Genomic DNA, 17018 nt, shown 5'->3' with positions numbered 1-17018 from the left:
GGCCCGGGGTGATTCCCGGGCCCCGCCGCCGTTCTCGTACCGCCGTACCGTCCTGCCGACGCGCCGCCCTCAGCCGAGCAGGTCCAGCGCGCCCGTCCCGGTGAGGTCGTACGCCCCCGCGAGGAGCAGGAAGAGCAGCACCGCCAGCGTCAGCCCCGTGTAGTGCAGCCGCCCGAACAGGTTCCACCAGCGCCCGCGCCAGGCCAGCACCGTGCAGAGCGCCATCACCGGGGAGAGCGCCAGGGCCGTCACGACCAGGGCCGGGACCACCGTCAGCAGCGGCGAATCGCCCAGGAACAGCGTCTGGTTGAGCGCGTTGGCGTCCGCCGTCAGCAGGGCGAAGCAGCCGGTGGCGGCGAGCAGCAGCGCCCCGGTGGTCCAGCCGAGCAGCCGTACGGCCGGCCGGTCGGCCCGGCCCCGGCGGCGGGCCAGGCGGACCGCCGCCGCCACCGGCCAGCCGAGCAGGGTGAGGGCGAGGACGGCGAGGCTGCCGACGGCGACCGCCTGGTGCGGGCCGGGTGTCTGGTACCAGGCGAGCCGCTGGTAGGCGATGGTCGGGTCGGCGTCGGTGAGCAGCGTGAGGGTGCCGTCGGCGGCCCGCGGGAAGGCGATCCGCGCGGTGCCGCCGACCTGCTGGAACAGACCGGGTTCGAGCTGCTCCCAGTGCGTCTCGGCCGCCTCCGGGTCCCGGGTGACGGGGCCGGTGACGGTGAGCCGGCCGTGCTCGGCGGTGACGTGCGGGGAGGCCATCAGGGCGGCCGCCCGGGTGAGGTCGGCGTGGCTGGTGCGGGTGGAGCGGTAGTCGCCGGTGTAGGCGTCCAGGCCGCCGGTGAGCGGCGCGGTCGCGGCGGCCGGGGGCGCGGGCAGGAAGCGGTCCAGGAAGGCGGTGAGCACCTGCTGGGTGGCCCAGCCGCCGGTGGCGTCGGTGCCGTCGCCGTTGAGGGTCACGTAGAGGCCGAGGCCGCGCTGGGGCAGCAGGGCGAGGTTGCTGTGGAAGCCGGGCACGTCGCCGTCCTTGACCAGCAGCTGCTCGCCGCCGTGGGTGCGCTGCTCCAGCAGGTAGGCCAGGCCGGGCAGGCGCGGGTCGGGGCCGTAGTGGCGGGCGAGCAGCCGCTCGGCCGTCGCCGGGTCGAGGATCCGCCGGGCGTCCGGGCCGCCCTGCGGGAGCAGGGCGAGCAGCAGCTTCGCCATGTCGTCGGCGGTGGTGACGGCGGCGGCGCCGGTGGGCGTCCAGGGGCCGTAGAGGCCCGCGGTCCCGGTCTGGCCGTCGCCCTCGGGGCGGTGGCCGCGGGCGAGGTCGGCGTCGATCGCGGCGGGGTGGGGCTGGCTGAAGGTGGTGCGGTCCATCCCGAGGGGCTGGAGGACGTGCTGGGAGACGTACTGGTCGAAGGGCTGCCCGGAGACCGTCTCGACCAGGTAACCGGCCAGCGCCACACCGTAGTTGTCGTACGCGGCGGCGGTGCCGGGGGCGCGGACCCGGTCCGGCTGGTGGGCGGCGAGCGAGGCGCCGAGGCCCTCGACCCGCCCGGGCCCGGCCTGGGCGAGGCCCATGAAGCTGTCGTCGAAGCCCGCGGTGTGGGTGAGCAGGTTCTCGACGGTGACCGGGCGGCCCGGGTAGCCGTCCCTGACCTTGAAGGCGGTCAGGTAGCGGTTGACGTCGGTGCCCAGGTCCAGCTTCCCCGCCGCGACCTGCTGGAGGACGGCGACGGCGGTGAACACCTTGGCGTCGGAGCCCATGAAGAAGGCGGTCCGCGCCGGGTCGACGGGCCGGTTCGTCCGGGTGTCGGCGACGCCGTAGCCGCCCGAGAAGACCTCCCGCCCGCCGGCCACCACGGTCACGGCGGCGCCGGGGATGCGGTGCTCGGCGAGCAGCCGGGGAAGCAGCTCGTCGAACAGGGCTCTCACCTGGACGGGGTCGGCTGGGGAGGGCGGTTCGCCGCTTCCGGCCGTCAGCACGCCTGTTCGCGTCGTCGGCGCGCCGGTTCCGGCCGTCGGCGCACCGGTTCCGGACGCGTGCCCGACGGCGTGGGCCGGGGTGAGGCCGTGGAGGAAGAGGCCGAGGGTGGCCAGCACCAGGACCAGACGGACCAGCGGACGGCCGGCGGCGAAGCGCTCGGACATGGCGAACTCCCTTGATCATTACGGTGGTTGGCGGGGATCCGGCGCTCCGCTGACGGGCCGCTTCCGGACACCTCGAACGCTAGGCCGGGGACGGTGGGCCGGGGCAGGGCCCCTGGGCGTCGATCGGAGGGTGTACCCAGGTACCGCCGAGAGGGGGCCGAGGCCCCGTGAACAGGGCGGCGGGGTAGGGCAGTCTGGTGGTCCGCAGGGTCGGGACGGCGGCCGCGAGGCCGGTACGGAGGGGGACGGACAGTGACAACGGGCAGCGTGGGCAAGGAAGTCGGGGACGGCACCGAGGCCGCCGGGGTGAGCGCGGGCACCCCGCTCGACCGGGCGCGTCGGGCCGTACGGGACCTGCTGCGCGCGACGGCACTGGCCGGGTTCGCGGTGCCGCAGCTGCTGCTGCTCGTCGCCGCCACGGTCACCGCCGTCCTGCTGGGCGTGGGCCTCGGCGTCCTGCTGGTGCCGGCGACCGTCCTCGCCGTCCGGGCCCTGGCCGGCCGCCGCCGCACGCTGGCCACCCGCTGGTCCGGCGTCGCGGTCCGCGAGCCGTACCGGCCGCTGCCGCCGGCCGAGCCGGGCCTCAAGGGCGCCTGGCAGCGCTGCCGGGCCCTGCTCGGCGACCCGGCCACCTGGCGGGACCTGCTCTGGCTGCTGGTCGACCCGGTGATCGGCTTCACCGTGGCGCTGTTCCCGCCGGCCCTGGTCGCCTTCGGCCTCTTCGGCCTGCTGCAGCCCTGGCTCTGGGAGCCGATCGCCTCGGCCGACGGCAACACCTGGTACTGGTGGGTGCACGTGACGGACCCGGGCAGCGCCCGGATCGCCGTCCTGCTCGCCGTCCCGACCCTCCTGGCCGGTCCGGCGATCGCCCCCGGCGCGCTGCGCGGCCACACCGCGCTGGCCGGGGCCCTGCTCGGCCCGACCGCCCGCGCCGAGGCGCTGGCCGCCCAGCGCAAGGTCGTCCACCTGACCGAGACCCGGCGCGACGCGCTCACCGCCCAGGCCGCCGAACTGCGCCGGATCGAACGGGACCTGCACGACGGCGCGCAGGCCCGGCTGGTGGCCATGGGGATGAACCTGGGCGTCGCCGAGCGGCTGGTCGAACGGGACCCGCAGGCCGCGAAGCAGCTGCTCGCCGAGACCCGCCAGGCCTCCGCCACCGCCCTCAACGAGCTGCGCGACCTGGTCCGCGGCATCCACCCGCCGGTCCTCGCCGACCGCGGACTGGCCGACGCCGTACGGGCCCTGGGCATGGACAGCCCGCTGAACGTCACGGTCACCGCCGACCTGCCCGGCCGCGCCGAGGCGCCGGTCGAGTCCGCCGTCTACTTCGCCGTCTCCGAGGCCCTGACGAACGCCGCCAAGCACGCGGGGGCGAGCCGGGTCGACGTCCAACTGTGGTACCAGGACGGCACCCTGAAGGCCCAGGTCACCGACGACGGCACCGGCGGCGCCGACCCCTCGCGCGGCACCGGGCTGCGCGGCCTGGAACGGCGGCTTGCTACCTTCGACGGCGTCCTGGCCGTCCGCAGCCCGCTCGGCGGCCCCACGACCCTGACGATGGAGCTGCCGTGCGAGTTGTCCTCGCCGAGGACCTCTTCCTCCTGAGGGACGGACTGGTCCGGATGCTGGAGGCCTACGACTTCGAGGTCGTGGCCGCGGTGGACACCGGACCGGCCCTCCTGGAGGCCCTGCTCACCGAACGCCCGGACGTGGCCGTCGTCGACGTGCGACTGCCCCCGACGTTCACCGACGAGGGCCTCCAGGCCGCCCTGGAGGCGCGCCGGCGGATCCCCGGGCTGCCGGTGCTGGTGCTCTCCCAGTACGTCGAGCAGCTCTACGCCAAGGAGCTGCTCGCCGACGGCACCGGCGCGATCGGCTACCTGCTGAAGGACCGGGTCTTCGACCCCGACGAGTTCGTGGAGACGGTCCGGCGGGTGGCGGCCGGCGGCACCGCGCTCGACCCGCAGGTGATCGCCATGCTGGTCGGCAGCAACGAACGCAACAAGCCGCTGGACCGCCTGACGCCGCGTGAGCGCGAGGTGCTGGGCCTGATGGCGGAGGGGCGCTCCAACGCGGCGATCGCCGAACGGATGGTGATCACCGAGCGGGCGGTGAAGAAGCACACCGCCAACATCTTCCTCAAGCTCGACCTGCCGCCCTCGGAGGAGGACCACCGGCGGGTGCTGGCAGTGCTCGCCTTCCTCCAGGTCGCGCCCTGAGCCGTCCTCAGTCCTCGGCGCCCTGGGTCGTGGTTCCCTCGGGCGCGGTCTCCGCGGCCACCCAGTCGAGGTAGCCCGGACTGCCGCCCGTCACCGGCACGGCGACCAGCTCGGGCGTCTCGTAGGAGTGCCGCCCGGCCACGAACGCGCCCAGCCGGTCCACGAGTTCGGCCCTGGTCTTGAGGTCGATCCGCCACTCCTCGGCGTCCCGCACCTCGCCGTCCCACCAGTACACCGACCGTACGGGGTACACCTGGGCGCAGGCCGCCAGCCGCTCCCGCACCACGGCGGACGCCAGGGCCCGGGCCCGCTCCTCGCTCTCGTGGGTCGTGGTCACCACGACGAAGCGCCGCTCACTCGCTGTCATGCGCCGACGGTACCCCGGGACGGGTCGGCCGAATTCCCGTTGCCCCGGCCGGACGGCGGTTGCCACGATCGGCCGATGACGACCTTCACCGGCCCCGACGGCACCCGGCTCGGCTACCGCGTGCTCGGCCGGGGCGAGCCGCTGCTCGTCCTCGCCGGCGGCCCGATGCGCGACGCCGCGTACCTCGGCGACCTCGGCGGCCTCTCCGCGCACCGCTCCCTGCACGTCCTCGACCTGCGCGGCACGGGCCGCTCGGAGCGCCCGGCCGACCCGGCGGACCACCGGGTCGACCGGCAGGTGGCGGACGTCGAGGCCTTCCGGACCCACCTCGGGCTCGACCGGGTGGACCTCCTCGCCCACTCCGCCGGCTGCTCGCTCGCCACCCTGTACGCGCTGCGGCACCCGGAACGCACCGGTCGGCTGGTGCTGGTCACGCCCAGCCTCCGGATCTTCGGCGGCACCTCCTCCGAGGACGACTACCGCGAGGCGGCCGAGGCCCGCGGCCTCGCCGAGGAGGAGTGGTACCCGGCCGCCCGGGCCGCCGTCCGCACCGCCTTCGCCGGCGGCGCCGCCGACCCCGACGCCGTGGCACCGCTCTTCCACGGCACCTGGGACGCCGCCGCCCGCGCCCACGAGGCCGACCGCACCGCCCAGAGCCACCCAGAGGCCGCCGCGGCCTACCACGGCGGCGGCTTCCAACCCGCCGACGTCCGCGCCGCCGTGGCCGAACTCGCCTCCCCGGCACTCCTGTTGGCCGGCGAGTACGACCCCGACCCGAGGCCCGGGGCGGTCCGCGCCACGGCCGCGCTGTTCCGCCACGCCCGTACCGCCGTCCAGCCCGCCGCCGGCCACTACCCGTGGCTCGACGACCCGGCCGCCTTCAGCCGTACGGTGGCCGCCTTCCTCGCACCCTGAAGCGGCGCGCCGCCCGGACGGTCCCACACCCGCCCCCGCCAACCCGCGGGGCCGCCGGGTCAGTCCCGGCGGGCCGTGTGGACGGTCATCGCGGAGAGGTAGAAGGCGTCCGGGCGGTGCAGGATCCCGGTGGGGGCGTCCTCGGCGAGCAGCGCGTCCAGGGTGGCCCGGTCCTCGGTGTCGAGCTGTTCGGCGAGCCGGTCGCGCAGCCGGGTCAGCTGGACGTGCAGGTAAGCGCGGACCGGGCCGGCGAGCGGGGCGGGGTGGTCGACCAGGAAGGTGCGGGTGCCGGTCGGGGTCAGCCCGGCCCGCCCGAGCATGGCCGGCCAGTCCTCGATCTCCTCGGTGCTGTCGGGCAGTTCGGCCCGCATGGTGGTGAAGCCGTCCTCGTGGGCGGCGTCCATCCGGGCCTGGAGGCCGGGCCGGCCGAGGCCGAAGTCGCGCGGCAGGTAGCGCGCGGGCAGGCCGCGTTCGGCGACGGCGAGCAGGCCGCCGGGCCGCAGCGCCCCGGCGAGCGAGGTGAGCGCGGCCTGCTGGTCGCCGAGGTGGTGGATGGCGTTGCCGGACCAGATCAGGTCGGCCTCGCCGAGCTTGTCGAACTCGGCGGGCAGGTCGGCCTGTCGGGTGCCGAGCCGGCCGCCGGAGCGGACCCGGGCGCGCTCCAGCAGGGCGGCCGACTGGTCGACGGCCACCACCTCGGCCGCCGGGAAGACCTCCGCCAGCAGTCCGGCGATCACCCCGGGCCCGCTGCCGACGTCGAGGACCCGCCGAACCGCGCCCTCGCCGTGCAGGCCGAGCAGCCACCGCCCGGCCTCGGTGACGGCGCCGGCCCGCAGGTCGCCCTCCAGCTCCAGGTGCGCGGCGAGCGCGTCCCAGTCGAAGTCGGCGGCGGGGACGTGCCCGTGGGAGTGCCCGTGGGACGGGCCGTGGGAGTGGGAGTGGTCGTGCTGGTGCGCTGACATCAGGGTTTCTCCGATCGTGGGTTGACGAAAGCTTCCCCGCTCAGGCGGGCACGGCGGCACCGGACGCGCGGTACCGCACGACGGCCCGCTCGACCTCCTCCGCCGCGAGGTCGTGGTCGAGCGCGAAGGCGGCCGCCGCGCCCATCCCGGCGGCGGTGACCACCTGGGCGCGCGGGTCGGCGACGTTGCCGACCGCCCAGACGCCGGGGAGGCTGGTGCGGCCGGTCCGGTCGGTGGTGACCCAGCCGTTGTCGTCCCGGGCGCAGTCGAGGCCGAAGAGCAGCGCGTCCCGGGGCACCGGCTGCGGGAAGACGAACACCGCCTCGCGCGGCACCACCTGCCCGTTGGCGAGCTCGACGCCGCGCAGCCGCCCGTCGTCGGAGACCAGGCGGACGATCCGGCCCTCGACCACCCGGACGTCCCGGGCGGCGAGCCGTTCCCGCTCGTCGTCGGTCAGTGCGAGGGTGTGCGCGAGCAGCACCACGTCCGCCGACCACTGCCGCAGCAGCAGCGCCTGGTTGACCGCTCCCGGGCCGGTGCCGAGCACGCCGAGCGGGCGGTCGCGGACCTCCCAGCCGTGGCAGTACGGGCAGTGCAGCACATCCTGGCCCCACCGCTCGACCAGGCCGGGCAGCTCCGGCAGGCCGTCCCGCAGCCCGGTGGCGACGACCACCCGGCGCGCGTGCAGCACCGGCCCGCCGGCCAGGTGGACCACGAAGCCCGGCGCCGCGGGCCCCGCCGGACCGGCACCGGCATGGGCACCGGCGGGCTCGATGTGCTCGACCCGGGCGTCGATCAGGTCCGCCCCGTACCGGGCGACCTCCTCCCGTCCGACCGCCAGCAGCGCCGCCGGGGGCATGCCGTCCCGGCTCAGGTAGCCGTGCATGTGGGCGGCGGGCGCGTTGCGCGGCTCGCCGGCGTCCACCACCGCGACCCGGCGCCGGGCCCGGCCCAGCACCAGCGCGGCGTTCAGTCCCGCCGCTCCGGCGCCGACCACCACCACGTCGTAGCGCTCGCTCTCCCTGATCCCGGTCACCCCGGCTGTCCTGGTCGTCCCGGTCGTCTCGCCCATGGCGCTCACCTCCACCGCCAGGCTGCGGCCCACCCCACCGGATCGGCAAGCAATGTTGCCGCCTCAGCAAACCCCGGCCCCGAGCCGACCTTGCCCTCAGCCCACCTCGGCGGCCCGCGCCCCCGTCCGCCGCCAGTACGACCGGGCGGCCACCGCCAACGCGACCCCGTACCCGGCGAACCCGCACATCCCCACCCAGGCGACCTCCAGCGCGCTCTGCTCACCGGCGAACTCGCCCAGCCTGATCCGCGTCACCCCGGCGGTGCACAGCCCCAGGTAGCCGACCCCGACCACCCCGTACGGCGCCAGCGTGGCCGCACCCAGCAGGGCCGGGGCGAGCGGCAGCCAGCGCGGCACCCGGCGGCCGCGCAGCGGCAGGGTCCAGCGCGGGAAGACCTGCCCCCACGGACGGACCAGCCCCCAAAGCAGGAACACCCCGAGCAGCGCCAGCAGCATCGTGCCGTCCAGTCCCCAACGCTCCAGGGCGAGCCAGAGCCCGGAGGAGCCGTTGCGCACATAGCTCGCGTACATCCGGTCACCGCTGATCCCCGCGAAACTGCCGCCGAGCGCCCAGACCAGCTTCATCAGCACATACGGCACGAACGCCAGAGTCCCTGTCCAGGCGGCTAGTTGGACGAGCGGCGGGGCCGCCGTGGGAGCCGGCGCGGCCTGCCCGGCCCGGCCGGCACGGGCACCGGGCCGCAGTCCCAGGGCGGCCCTGGCCAGCAGTACCGCCCCCAGCGCCGCCAGGGCGCGCCCCACCGTGTCGGGGACGCTGTCCACCCGCTGGCCGAACACCAGCGTCACCAGGTCCATCAGCAGGCTCCAGGCCCCCACCGCGGCCGCCCCGCAGAGCAGCCACAGCAGCCGCTGCGGCCGCACCGGTTTCCGGCGCGCCACCAACGCTCCGGCGACGGCCGAGATCAGCCCCACGCCGGCCACCACCCACCCCGGCCAGTGCGCGCCGAACAGCGCCGTCCCGCTCAGCCCGCACCCCGCCCCGAACCCGGCGTACCCGAGCCCCCAGCCGGCCACCGCCCACCCGCTTCTCACCATGCCGCCAGGCTCACCCGCGCCACCCGCCCCGCCCCTCCCCCGGCACGGTGATCCCCCTCCCCCACCCGGGGGACCCCGCACCACGCGCGGCGGATATCACTCCAACTCGCAGTCCCCGACGCACAACTGAGCCAGCACCAGGGGAACAACCCCATGCGAGGCTTCATCGGCAGCCTCGACCACGACGACCGTGCCCGGACCACCGGTGCCGCGAGCCTCCCCAGCGACCCGCTCGACGGTCGGCCCGGCGGTCACCGGCCCGCGCACCGTGGACCACGGTGCCACCATCGTCCTGCCCGGCCTCGACGACCAGCCGGGACGGGAAAGCGTGGCACAGTGTATTGCGGCGCGATACACTGGCACCATGAAGACCATCACGCAGCGCGAACTCGCGGCGCGGTCCAAGGCCGTACTCGACGACGTCGAAGCCGGCGAGATCTACCACGTCACCCGCAACGGCACGGAGATCGCCGAAGTCCGACCGATCAGCAACCGCCGACGGTTCGTCCCCGTGGAAGAGCTCCAGCGCAAGTGGCGGAGCGCACCCGCCGTCGACGCCGCACAGCTGCGGGCCGAGGCCGACACCTTCTACGGCGACGAGGACCGGGTCGAGGGCGGCGGCGACCCGTGGGAGCGCGCGTGAGCGAACGACGCCAGTGCGGCCTGCTCGACACCTGTGTGGTGATCGATCTGCCGCAGATCGATCCGGAACTCCTGCCGTTCGAGGTCGCCGTGCCCTCGGTGGTGCTGGCCGAGCTCTCCCAGGGTGTCGCCATGGCCAAGGACCCGGTGCAGATGCTGGCCAGGGCCCAACGGCTGGCCGACGTGGAGGCGGAGTTCACCGCCCTCCCGTTTGACCGTGAGGCCGCCCGGCGATTCGGAACACTGATCGCACTCACGATCCAGGCCAAGCGCGACCCCCGCCCTCGCCGCATGGGCCTGATGATCGCTGCCACCGCCGCCGCCCACGGCCTACCGCTCTACACCCGGAACGCGGACGACTTCATCGGCCTGGAGCAGGGGATCGAGGTCATCGCGGTATAGCCGCTCCGACCGGGCCACCCCGCCCGGCCGTGGTGGCCGGGCGGGCCGGGGCTCATCCCCTCGGGGCGGCGAAGCAGTGGACGGTGACGGTGCGGCCGGAGGCCCACCGCTGGTCGCCGCTGCCGAGGTGGGTCCAGCCGAGGCGGCGGTAGAGGGCCACGGCGGCGGTGTCGGTGGCGAGGACGTCGAGCACGGGGTGCAGGCCGAGCGCCCGCGCGTGCGCCACGGCGCAGGCCAGCAGCCGGGCGCCGATGAGGTGGCCGCGCGCCGTGGGGGCGACGTAGAGGCGGCCGATCACGCTGGTGAGCTCCGGGCGGCCGCCGGTGCGGTGGCTCCACAGGGCGGGGGCGAGGTCGTCCGGGGTACTGCGGGCGAGGCCGACGTGTCCGGCGAGCCGGCCGTCCGACTCGGCGATCCAGGCGGCGAGCTGGCCGTCCGGGGTCAGCCAGGCGGCGGGGCGGTCGGGCCAGTCGGCGGGATAGCCGTCGGCCGCGTGGACGTCGCCGAGCACCCGGACGCAGTCGGCGAGGTCGTCGGCGCGGCGCGGTCGGACCAGCACCCCCGCTCCGGCCTGCCGTGAGTGGGACGCGACGACGGTGGCGCGTTCTTCGAGGTCTGCCATGCCGGTACGTTACCGGCCGGGCCTCACCGTCGCAGCAGGTCGACGACCCCGGTCAGGTCCTCCTCGCCACCGCCGATCTCCAGCCTGCGCTCCATCAACCGGAAGTACGGCTCCAGCAGTTCGGCGCTCACCCCCTGCTCCTCGGCGGTGCTCAGCAGCGTCTGCCGGCCGGCCACCTGCATCGCCAGGTTGGACACCACGCCCTGGGTGTAGTCGCCGCTCTCCAGCTGCTCCGCGGTCCTGGCCACCGAGCCGGACATCGCGGCGAGCCAGCCGCCCAGCAGCGGCGCCAGCTCGCTCGGCGCCACGTCCTCGCCGCGGACCAGCGCGAAGGCGTGCGCGATCCCGGCGAACATCCCGTACATCCCGCTGAGCAGCGCCACGTCGTGCAGCGCCGCGTACCCGGCATCCGCGCCCACGTACCGGGTGCCGGCCGGGACGGCGAGGGTGGCCCCGTGCTCCTCGAACAGCTCGGACGAGCCGCTGTAGAACACGTACGCCCCGGCCGCCGGGACACCGATCATCGGCGGGACGGCCATGATCCCGCCGTCCAGGTAGCGGGCGCCGCGCTCCTCGGCCCAGGCGGCGCGGGCGCGGGCCTGCGCGGGGGTGCTGGTGACCAGGTTGACCAGGTCCTTGCCGGTCAGGTCGACGCCGTCCAGCGCCTCCGGCACGGAGGCGTCGTCGAGCAGGCAGACGACGACCAGCCGGTTCGCGGCGACCGCCTCCGCGGCGGTGGCGGCGACGGCGGCACCGCGGGCGGCGAGCCCCTCGGCGCGGGCGGCGGTGCGGTTCCAGACGGTCAGCGGGTGCCCGGCGGCGAGCCAGGCCCCGGCCAGCGCGGTACCCATCGCGCCGAGGCCGAGCAGGGTGAGCGGGGTGGACGGGGAAAGCGAAGTGGAGGGGGTCTCGGACGCGTTCTCAACGGGGTTGGTTGCCATGGCAGTCAGCCTCCGCGCTGCCCCCGGAAACGATCAAGTACGCACTTCGGAGTGGGTGGTTACCCTGGGGTCAGTATCCAGGTCGGAGGTTCGGAAGGGGTGGGCATGGCGACCGTGCCGAGGCCGGGGGCGTACATCTGCGGGACGGACGCCGCGATGGACGTGATCGGCGGCAAGTGGAAGGTGTCCATCCTCTGGGCCCTGGGCGAGCGCCCGCGCTGCCGCTTCGGCGAGCTGCGCCGGCTGCTGCCGGGGATCACCGAGAAGGTGCTGGCCGCGCACCTGCGCGAGATGGAGGCGCACGGCATCGTGCACCGGGAGGCGTACGAGGAGGTGCCGCCGCGGGTCGAGTACGCGCTGACCGAGGCGGGGCACCGCCTCAACACGGCGCTGGGGCCGCTGGGAGACTGGGGCCGGGAGCACCTCCTGGGCGGGGCGCCGTACCCGGCGTAGCGCGGCCGCACGGGGCGCCGTACCCGGCGTGGCGCGGGCCCTACGCGATCGCGGCCGACACCACCGCCGCCACCGCGATGTTGCAGGAGGCGGACACCCACACCGCCGGGTGCGGCTCCGGCTCGACCAGGATCGCGCCGAGCTTTCCCGGCGTCAGCAGGTCCACCAGCCAGAACGCGACGGCCATCAGCACCAGCCCGAGCAGGCCGTAACAGGCCGTCGACAGCAGGCCCTTGGCGAAGTCGGCGTAGGTGTACATGATCGCGGTGAAGACGATGCCGCCGATGCCGAGCAGCGCGGAGCTGAGCAGGACGGCGGCGTTGCGGTTGCGCTCGACCCAGATCTGGTGGCCGAGCCTGCCGGGCGTCAGCAGGTCGACCAGGCCGATGCCGAGGAGCAGCAGCACCACGCCGAGGGCGCCGTAGGCCGCCGCCGCACCGAGCCCGTGCAGGATGTCGTTCATCGTGGTTCCAGCCCCCGGTCCGCTCACGCCAGCCCCCGACCGGCTGGTCAGGGCCCCCGACCGCCTTGGTCAAGGGTTGGCAAAAGATACCCCACCCGGGTGAGGGGCGGACCGGGATCCGGAAACCGGGGACGGGTCAGTCGTCCTCGTGCACCAGGTGGTCGACGCAGGCCGCGACGGCCAGCAGCAGGCCGGTGTCGGCACCGTCGGCGATCTCCACCCCGTAGGTGTCGCGGATCCGGAACCACTTGCGGCTGATCCGGGCCAGGTCGTCGCCGTGCTGGTTCTCGATCCGGTAGTCCTTGTCGATCAGGTTGCCGTGGATCTTCAGCTCGCCGCCGGAAGCCAGCTCCACCAGGTATTTGTCCCGGAACGGGGTGAACAGCTTCTCCCGGACGGTGGCGACCACCTCGCCGTCGGCGTCCTCGATCTTCATCGCGTCGCGGACGGTGAGCATCTTCTCCTTCACCACCGCGACCACCCGCCCGTGCGCGTCCTTCAGCTCGAAGGTGTCCCGCAGCCGCAGCACCTTGCCGTCCACCAGGTACGCCTTGCGGCCCCGGTCGTCCTCGATCCAGTAGTCGTCGCCGACCGCGAACAGCTTCTCCCTGACCAGGTACCGCACGTGCGACCTCCTCGTGTTGACGTCCGCCCCATTCGACCCCGGACCCCCGGCCGCGGGAAAGCACCGCCACGGGACGGCCGACCGGAAACCCCGTCGCACAACGGCCCCCGATCCCCTTCAATACGGCCATGCACCCTGACCTCACCACCGCCGAACTGCGCAGCGATCGCCTCGACCTGCTGCCGATCGCCCCCGGGCACGCCGAGGAGCTGGCGGCCGCGCTCGCCGACCCTGCCCTGCACTCCTTCACGGGCGGCCGCCCGGCCACCGTCGAGGAGCTGCGCGCCCGCTGCGCCCGGCTCGCCGCCGGCTCCCCCGACCCGGCCGAGGCCTGGGGCAACTGGGTGCTGCGGCTGCGCGCCGACGGCGCCCTCACCGGCTACGTGCAGACCACCGTCCGCCCCGACGGGGCCGAACTCGCCTGGGTGGTCGGCACCCCCTGGCAGCGCCGCGGCCTGGCCACCGAGGCCGCCCGCACCCTGCTCGCCCACCTCACCGCCGCCGGCGCCACCACCGCCCTCGCCCACATCCACCCCGACCACCACGCCTCCGCCAGGATCGCCACCGCCCTCGGCCTGCGCCGCACCGCCCGCACCCAGGACGGCGAGACCCGCTGGCAGGCCGACCTCACCCGCCCGTAACCCCTCGCGGCCCCGCACCGGAATGCGGGCAGCGGGCGTGCGGTTTGATTGACGCATGGCATCTCGTGCACGTGTACGCGCCCCCGAACTGGTCGGGGCAGGCGGTTGGCTGAACACCGGCGGCAAGGAGCTCACGCTCGCCGACTTCCGGGGCAAGATCACCATCCTGGACTTCTGGACCTTCTGCTGCATCAACTGCCTGCACGTCCTGGACGAGCTGCGGGAGCTGGAGGAGGCGCACCGCGACACCGTGGTGATCGTCGGGGTGCACTCGCCGAAGTTCGTGCACGAGGCCGACCACCAGGCCGTGGTCGACGCCGTCGCCCGCTACGAGGTGCACCACCCGGTGCTGGACGACCCGGCGCTGGCCACCTGGAAGCAGTACGCCGTCCGGGCCTGGCCGACGCTGGTGGTGATCGACCCGGAGGGCTACGTGGTCGCCCAGCACGCCGGCGAGGGGCATGCCCACGCGCTCGCCCGACTGGTCGAGGAGCTGGAGGCGGAGCACGCCGCGAAGGGCACGCTGCGCCGCGGCGACGGCCCGTACGTGGCGCCGGAGCCGACTGCGGGGGCCCTCAAGTTCCCCGGCAAGGCGGTCCGGCTGCCGAACGGCCACTTCCTGGTCGCCGACTCCGGCCACCACTCGCTGGTCGAGCTGGCCGAGGACGGCGAGACGGTGGTGCGCCGGATCGGCGACGGGCAGCGCGGACTGGTGGACGGCGACGGCACGGACGGCGCCGGCCCGCGGTTCAGCGAGCCGCAGGGCCTCGCGCTGCTGCCGGAGGGCTCGGCGTACGACGTGGTCGTCGCCGACACCGTCAACCACGCCCTGCGCGGCGTGCGCCTCGCCGACGGCCTGGTGACCACCCTGGCCGGCACCGGCCGCCAGTGGTGGCAGGGCTCGGCCACCGAGGGCCCGGCCCGCGAGGTGGACCTCTCCTCGCCGTGGGACGTCGCCTGGTTCGACGGCCGGGTGTGGATCGCGATGGCCGGCGTGCACCAGCTGTGGTCGTTCGACCCGGCCGCCGACACGGTCACGGTCGCGGCCGGCACCACCAACGAGGGCCTGGTGGACGGGCCCGCCGCCGAGGCCTGGTTCGCCCAGCCGTCCGGCCTCGCGGTCTCCGCGGACGGCGAGCGGCTCTGGATCGCCGACTCCGAGACCTCCGCGCTGCGCTGGGTTTCACGTGAAACAGGGGCGGTCCGGACCGCCGTCGGCACCGGCCTGTTCGACTTCGGCCACCGCGACGGCGCGGCCGACCAGGCGCTGTTCCAGCACCCGCTGGGCGTCACCGTGCTGCCGGACGGCTCGGTGGCCGTCGCCGACACCTACAACCACGCGCTGCGCCGTTACGACCCGGCGAGCGGTGAGGTCAGCACGCTGGCCACCGACCTGCGCGAGCCCTCCGGGGCGGTGCTGGTGGACGGCGACATCGTGGTGGTCGAGTCGGCCCGGCACCGGCTGACCAGGCTGCGGCTGCCGGAGGAGGCGGTGCGGGTCGAGTCGGTGGCGCACCGCACCCGCCGCGCGGCCACCGAGGTCGCCCCGGGCGCCTTCCGGCTGGACGTGGTCTTCGAGGCGCCGAACGGCCAGAAGCTGGACGAGCGCTACGGCCCGTCCACCCGGCTGCTGGTCAGCTCGACCCCGCCCGAGCTGCTGGTCTCCGGCGCGGGCGCGGACACCGACCTCTCCCGTGAGCTGGTGCTCTCCGCCGAGGTCGCCGAGGGCGTGCTGCACGTCTCGGCGATGGCCGCCTCCTGCGACGACGACCCGGAGATCGAGTACCCAGCCTGCCACGTGCACCAGCAGGACTGGGGCGTGCCGGTGAAGCTGGTCGCCGACGGCGCCCGCCGCCTCCCGCTGGTCCTGGCCGGGATGGAGTAACCCGGAACAACGCTCGGCAGAACAGCGCGAAGGGGCCCGGCGGACGACCGCCGGGCCCCTTCCGCATCCGCCGTCAGCCCTCCAGGAAGGCCTTGAGCGCGCTCGCCAGCAGGTACGGGTCCTCCGCGCCGCACAGCTCGCGCGCCGAGTGCATGGAGAGCGCCGCGATGCCGCAGTCCACCGTCTTGATGCCCAGCCGCGCCGCCGTGATCGGGCCGATCGTCGTACCGCAGGGCATGGCGTTGTTGGAGACGAAGGTCTGCCACGGCACGCCCGCCTTCTCGCAGGCGGCCGCGAACACCGCCCGCCCGACGCCGTCGGTCGCGTAGCGGTTGTTGACGTTGACCTTGAGGATCGGCCCGCCGTTCGGCATCGGGTGGTGGCCCGGCTCGTGCCGCTCGCTGTAGTTCGGGTGGACGGCGTGGCCCATGTCCGAGGAGAGGCAGACGGTGCCGGCGAGGGCCCGGGCGCGGTCCTCGGTGGTGCCGCCGCGCGCGTGCACCGTCCGGTCCAGCACGGTGCCGAGCAGCGGGCTCTGCGCGCCGGTGTCGGACTCGCTGCCGGTCTCCTCGTGGTCGAAGGCGGCCAGCACCGGGATGTACGGCAGGCTGGCGGCGCCCTCGGCGGTGGCGACGGCGGCGAGCGCGGCGGTGGCCGCGTGCACCGAGAGCAGGTTGTCCAGGCGCGGGGCGGCCAGCAGTTCGCGGTCGCGGCCCAGGTAGGAGGCGGGCTGGACGTCGTGGGTCATGAGGTCCCAGCCGGCCACGTCGGCGGCGTCCAGACCGGCCCGCTGGGCGACGTAGGAGATCAGCGCGCCCTCGTCGACCGGGCCGAGGCCCCAGATCGGGGTGAGGTGGCGCTGCTTGTCGAGCTTCATGCCCTCGTTGACCTGGCGGTCCAGGTGGATGGCGAGCTGCGGCACGCGCAGCAGCGGCTCGTCCAGCTGGACCAGCCGGGCGGTGCCGTCCTTGAGCGCGAGCCGGCCGGAGAGGCCGAGGTCGCGGTCCAGCCAGGTGTTCAGCGGGACGCCGCCGTAGATCTCCACGGCGACCTGCCGCCAGCCCTCCGAACCGGTGTCCGGCACGGGCTTGACCCGCAGGTTGGGCGAGTCGGTGTGGGTGCCGACGATCCGGAACGGCGTCTCGGGGCCCGCTCCCTCCGGCAGGTACCAGGCGATCAGCGCGCCCCCGCGGATCAGGTAGCGCCCGCCGGCCGCGTCGTCCCACGCGTCCGTCTCGGCGACCTGCCGGAAGCCCGCCTTCTCCAGCCGCTCCGCGGCGCTCGCCACCGCGTGGTACGGGGAGGGTGAGGTGCCGAGGAACGCGATCAGGTCGTCGCTGTGCGTCCGGTCGAAGAATGCCTGGCGGGCGGCGGTCGACATGCTGCTCCTGGGTCGAGTGAGGGCCGAAGCCGGATGGGGAGTCGGCTTCGCACCTGAGCATATGCCCGTACACGGACAGGGCATTCGGAACACCTGGTTCGGTGCACGACCCGGACACGACCGTGAACCGCCGCGCACGGTCGGAGCTTTCCGCCGCCGGACACCTGCCCGGACGCACACCCGGACCACGGTCCCGGACGCCCGCCCCGGCCACGGCCCCGGACGCACCGAAGGGCCCGGTGGCAGCC

The 17018-nt window shown here is 75.0% G+C and carries 18 protein-coding genes; 8 read left to right on the top strand and 10 right to left on the bottom strand.

Annotated features, from left to right (window positions below; translation table 11 throughout):
* Positions 1–69: 69 nt before the first annotated feature.
* Complete coding sequence (locus ACFU7Z_RS19200) at positions 70–2121, bottom strand: serine hydrolase domain-containing protein (protein WP_380778408.1); 2052 nt, start codon at positions 2119–2121, stop codon at positions 70–72.
* 267 nt (positions 2122–2388) lie between these two features.
* On the opposite strand from ACFU7Z_RS19200, the gene ACFU7Z_RS19195 reads away from it, so the two are divergent.
* Together ACFU7Z_RS19195 and ACFU7Z_RS19190 are read left to right on the top strand one after the other, a co-directional pair.
* Positions 2389–3729 (top strand): sensor histidine kinase, encoded by a 1341-nt coding sequence (locus ACFU7Z_RS19195; RefSeq protein ID WP_380778406.1) that lies wholly within the window; start codon positions 2389–2391, stop codon positions 3727–3729.
* Positions 3693–4343: a response regulator transcription factor gene (locus ACFU7Z_RS19190; protein ID WP_074002046.1), complete on the top strand. Its 651-nt coding sequence runs from the start codon at positions 3693–3695 to the stop codon at positions 4341–4343. The genes ACFU7Z_RS19195 and ACFU7Z_RS19190 overlap by 37 nt, the downstream gene beginning before the upstream one ends.
* A 7-nt stretch (positions 4344–4350) precedes the next feature.
* Here ACFU7Z_RS19190 and cutA read toward each other — a convergent pair whose 3' ends face one another.
* The gene (gene cutA / locus ACFU7Z_RS19185; RefSeq protein WP_380778404.1) at positions 4351–4710 is read right to left on the bottom strand and encodes a divalent-cation tolerance protein CutA; all 360 of its coding nucleotides are present in this window, start codon (positions 4708–4710) and stop codon (positions 4351–4353) included.
* Between the two features lie 75 nt (positions 4711–4785).
* Between cutA and ACFU7Z_RS19180 the strand changes: the two genes are divergently transcribed.
* Positions 4786–5625 carry an alpha/beta fold hydrolase gene (locus tag ACFU7Z_RS19180; protein WP_380778402.1) on the top strand — a complete coding sequence of 280 codons (840 nt, stop codon included), beginning with the start codon at positions 4786–4788 and terminating at the stop codon, positions 5623–5625.
* 59 nt (positions 5626–5684) lie between these two features.
* On the opposite strand, the gene ACFU7Z_RS19175 is transcribed toward ACFU7Z_RS19180, so the two are convergent.
* From ACFU7Z_RS19175 to ACFU7Z_RS19165, 3 genes are all read right to left on the bottom strand, one after another.
* On the bottom strand, positions 5685–6587 hold the full coding sequence (locus tag ACFU7Z_RS19175; protein ID WP_375877708.1) for a class I SAM-dependent methyltransferase: 903 nt from the start codon (positions 6585–6587) through the stop codon (positions 5685–5687).
* Positions 6588–6627: 40 nt separating this feature from the next.
* The gene (locus tag ACFU7Z_RS19170) at positions 6628–7659 is read right to left on the bottom strand and encodes an NAD(P)/FAD-dependent oxidoreductase (protein WP_380778399.1); all 1032 of its coding nucleotides are present in this window, start codon (positions 7657–7659) and stop codon (positions 6628–6630) included.
* 96 nt (positions 7660–7755) lie between these two features.
* A complete protein-coding gene (locus tag ACFU7Z_RS19165; protein ID WP_380778397.1) occupies positions 7756–8715 on the bottom strand; it encodes a hypothetical protein in 960 nt (319 codons plus the stop codon).
* Positions 8716–9079: 364 nt separating this feature from the next.
* Here ACFU7Z_RS19165 and ACFU7Z_RS19160 point away from each other — a divergent pair, with 364 nt between their 5' ends.
* Positions 9080–9358, top strand: coding sequence for a type II toxin-antitoxin system Phd/YefM family antitoxin (locus ACFU7Z_RS19160; RefSeq protein WP_049651073.1), 279 nt, complete (start codon positions 9080–9082; stop codon positions 9356–9358).
* Positions 9355–9759: a type II toxin-antitoxin system VapC family toxin gene (locus tag ACFU7Z_RS19155; protein WP_049651072.1), complete on the top strand. Its 405-nt coding sequence runs from the start codon at positions 9355–9357 to the stop codon at positions 9757–9759. Before ACFU7Z_RS19160 ends, ACFU7Z_RS19155 begins: the two co-directional genes overlap by 4 nt.
* Before the next feature lie 52 nt (positions 9760–9811).
* On the opposite strand, the gene ACFU7Z_RS19150 is transcribed toward ACFU7Z_RS19155, so the two are convergent.
* Both ACFU7Z_RS19150 and ACFU7Z_RS19145 read right to left on the bottom strand, forming a co-directional pair.
* Entirely contained in the window at positions 9812–10381 is a 570-nt protein-coding gene (locus ACFU7Z_RS19150) for a GNAT family N-acetyltransferase (RefSeq protein WP_117488924.1), read from the bottom strand.
* Between the two features lie 23 nt (positions 10382–10404).
* A complete protein-coding gene (locus ACFU7Z_RS19145; RefSeq protein WP_380778394.1) occupies positions 10405–11322 on the bottom strand; it encodes an NAD(P)-binding domain-containing protein in 918 nt (305 codons plus the stop codon).
* Between the two features lie 105 nt (positions 11323–11427).
* On the opposite strand from ACFU7Z_RS19145, the gene ACFU7Z_RS19140 reads away from it, so the two are divergent.
* Positions 11428–11775, top strand: coding sequence for a helix-turn-helix domain-containing protein (locus ACFU7Z_RS19140; RefSeq protein ID WP_117488920.1), 348 nt, complete (start codon positions 11428–11430; stop codon positions 11773–11775).
* A gap of 40 nt (positions 11776–11815) precedes the next feature.
* On the opposite strand, the gene ACFU7Z_RS19135 is transcribed toward ACFU7Z_RS19140, so the two are convergent.
* Together ACFU7Z_RS19135 and ACFU7Z_RS19130 are read right to left on the bottom strand one after the other, a co-directional pair.
* Entirely contained in the window at positions 11816–12238 is a 423-nt protein-coding gene (locus ACFU7Z_RS19135; RefSeq protein WP_074002038.1) for a DUF350 domain-containing protein, read from the bottom strand.
* A gap of 136 nt (positions 12239–12374) precedes the next feature.
* The gene (locus ACFU7Z_RS19130) at positions 12375–12863 is read right to left on the bottom strand and encodes an LURP-one-related/scramblase family protein (RefSeq protein WP_049651067.1); all 489 of its coding nucleotides are present in this window, start codon (positions 12861–12863) and stop codon (positions 12375–12377) included.
* Between the two features lie 128 nt (positions 12864–12991).
* Here ACFU7Z_RS19130 and ACFU7Z_RS19125 point away from each other — a divergent pair, with 128 nt between their 5' ends.
* Together ACFU7Z_RS19125 and ACFU7Z_RS19120 are read left to right on the top strand one after the other, a co-directional pair.
* Positions 12992–13504, top strand: coding sequence for a GNAT family N-acetyltransferase (locus tag ACFU7Z_RS19125; RefSeq protein WP_380778392.1), 513 nt, complete (start codon positions 12992–12994; stop codon positions 13502–13504).
* 55 nt (positions 13505–13559) lie between these two features.
* Complete coding sequence (locus ACFU7Z_RS19120) at positions 13560–15389, top strand: NHL domain-containing thioredoxin family protein (RefSeq protein WP_380778390.1); 1830 nt, start codon at positions 13560–13562, stop codon at positions 15387–15389.
* A gap of 73 nt (positions 15390–15462) precedes the next feature.
* On the opposite strand, the gene ACFU7Z_RS19115 is transcribed toward ACFU7Z_RS19120, so the two are convergent.
* The gene (locus ACFU7Z_RS19115) at positions 15463–16770 is read right to left on the bottom strand and encodes a M18 family aminopeptidase (protein WP_074002034.1); all 1308 of its coding nucleotides are present in this window, start codon (positions 16768–16770) and stop codon (positions 15463–15465) included.
* Positions 16771–17018 lie beyond the last annotated feature (248 nt).

It is taken from the genome of Kitasatospora sp. NPDC057518, from assembly GCF_042802075.1.
In the GTDB taxonomy this organism is placed as follows: domain Bacteria; phylum Actinomycetota; class Actinomycetes; order Streptomycetales; family Streptomycetaceae; genus Kitasatospora.
This window is presented reverse-complemented; position numbering and strand designations above follow the sequence as displayed.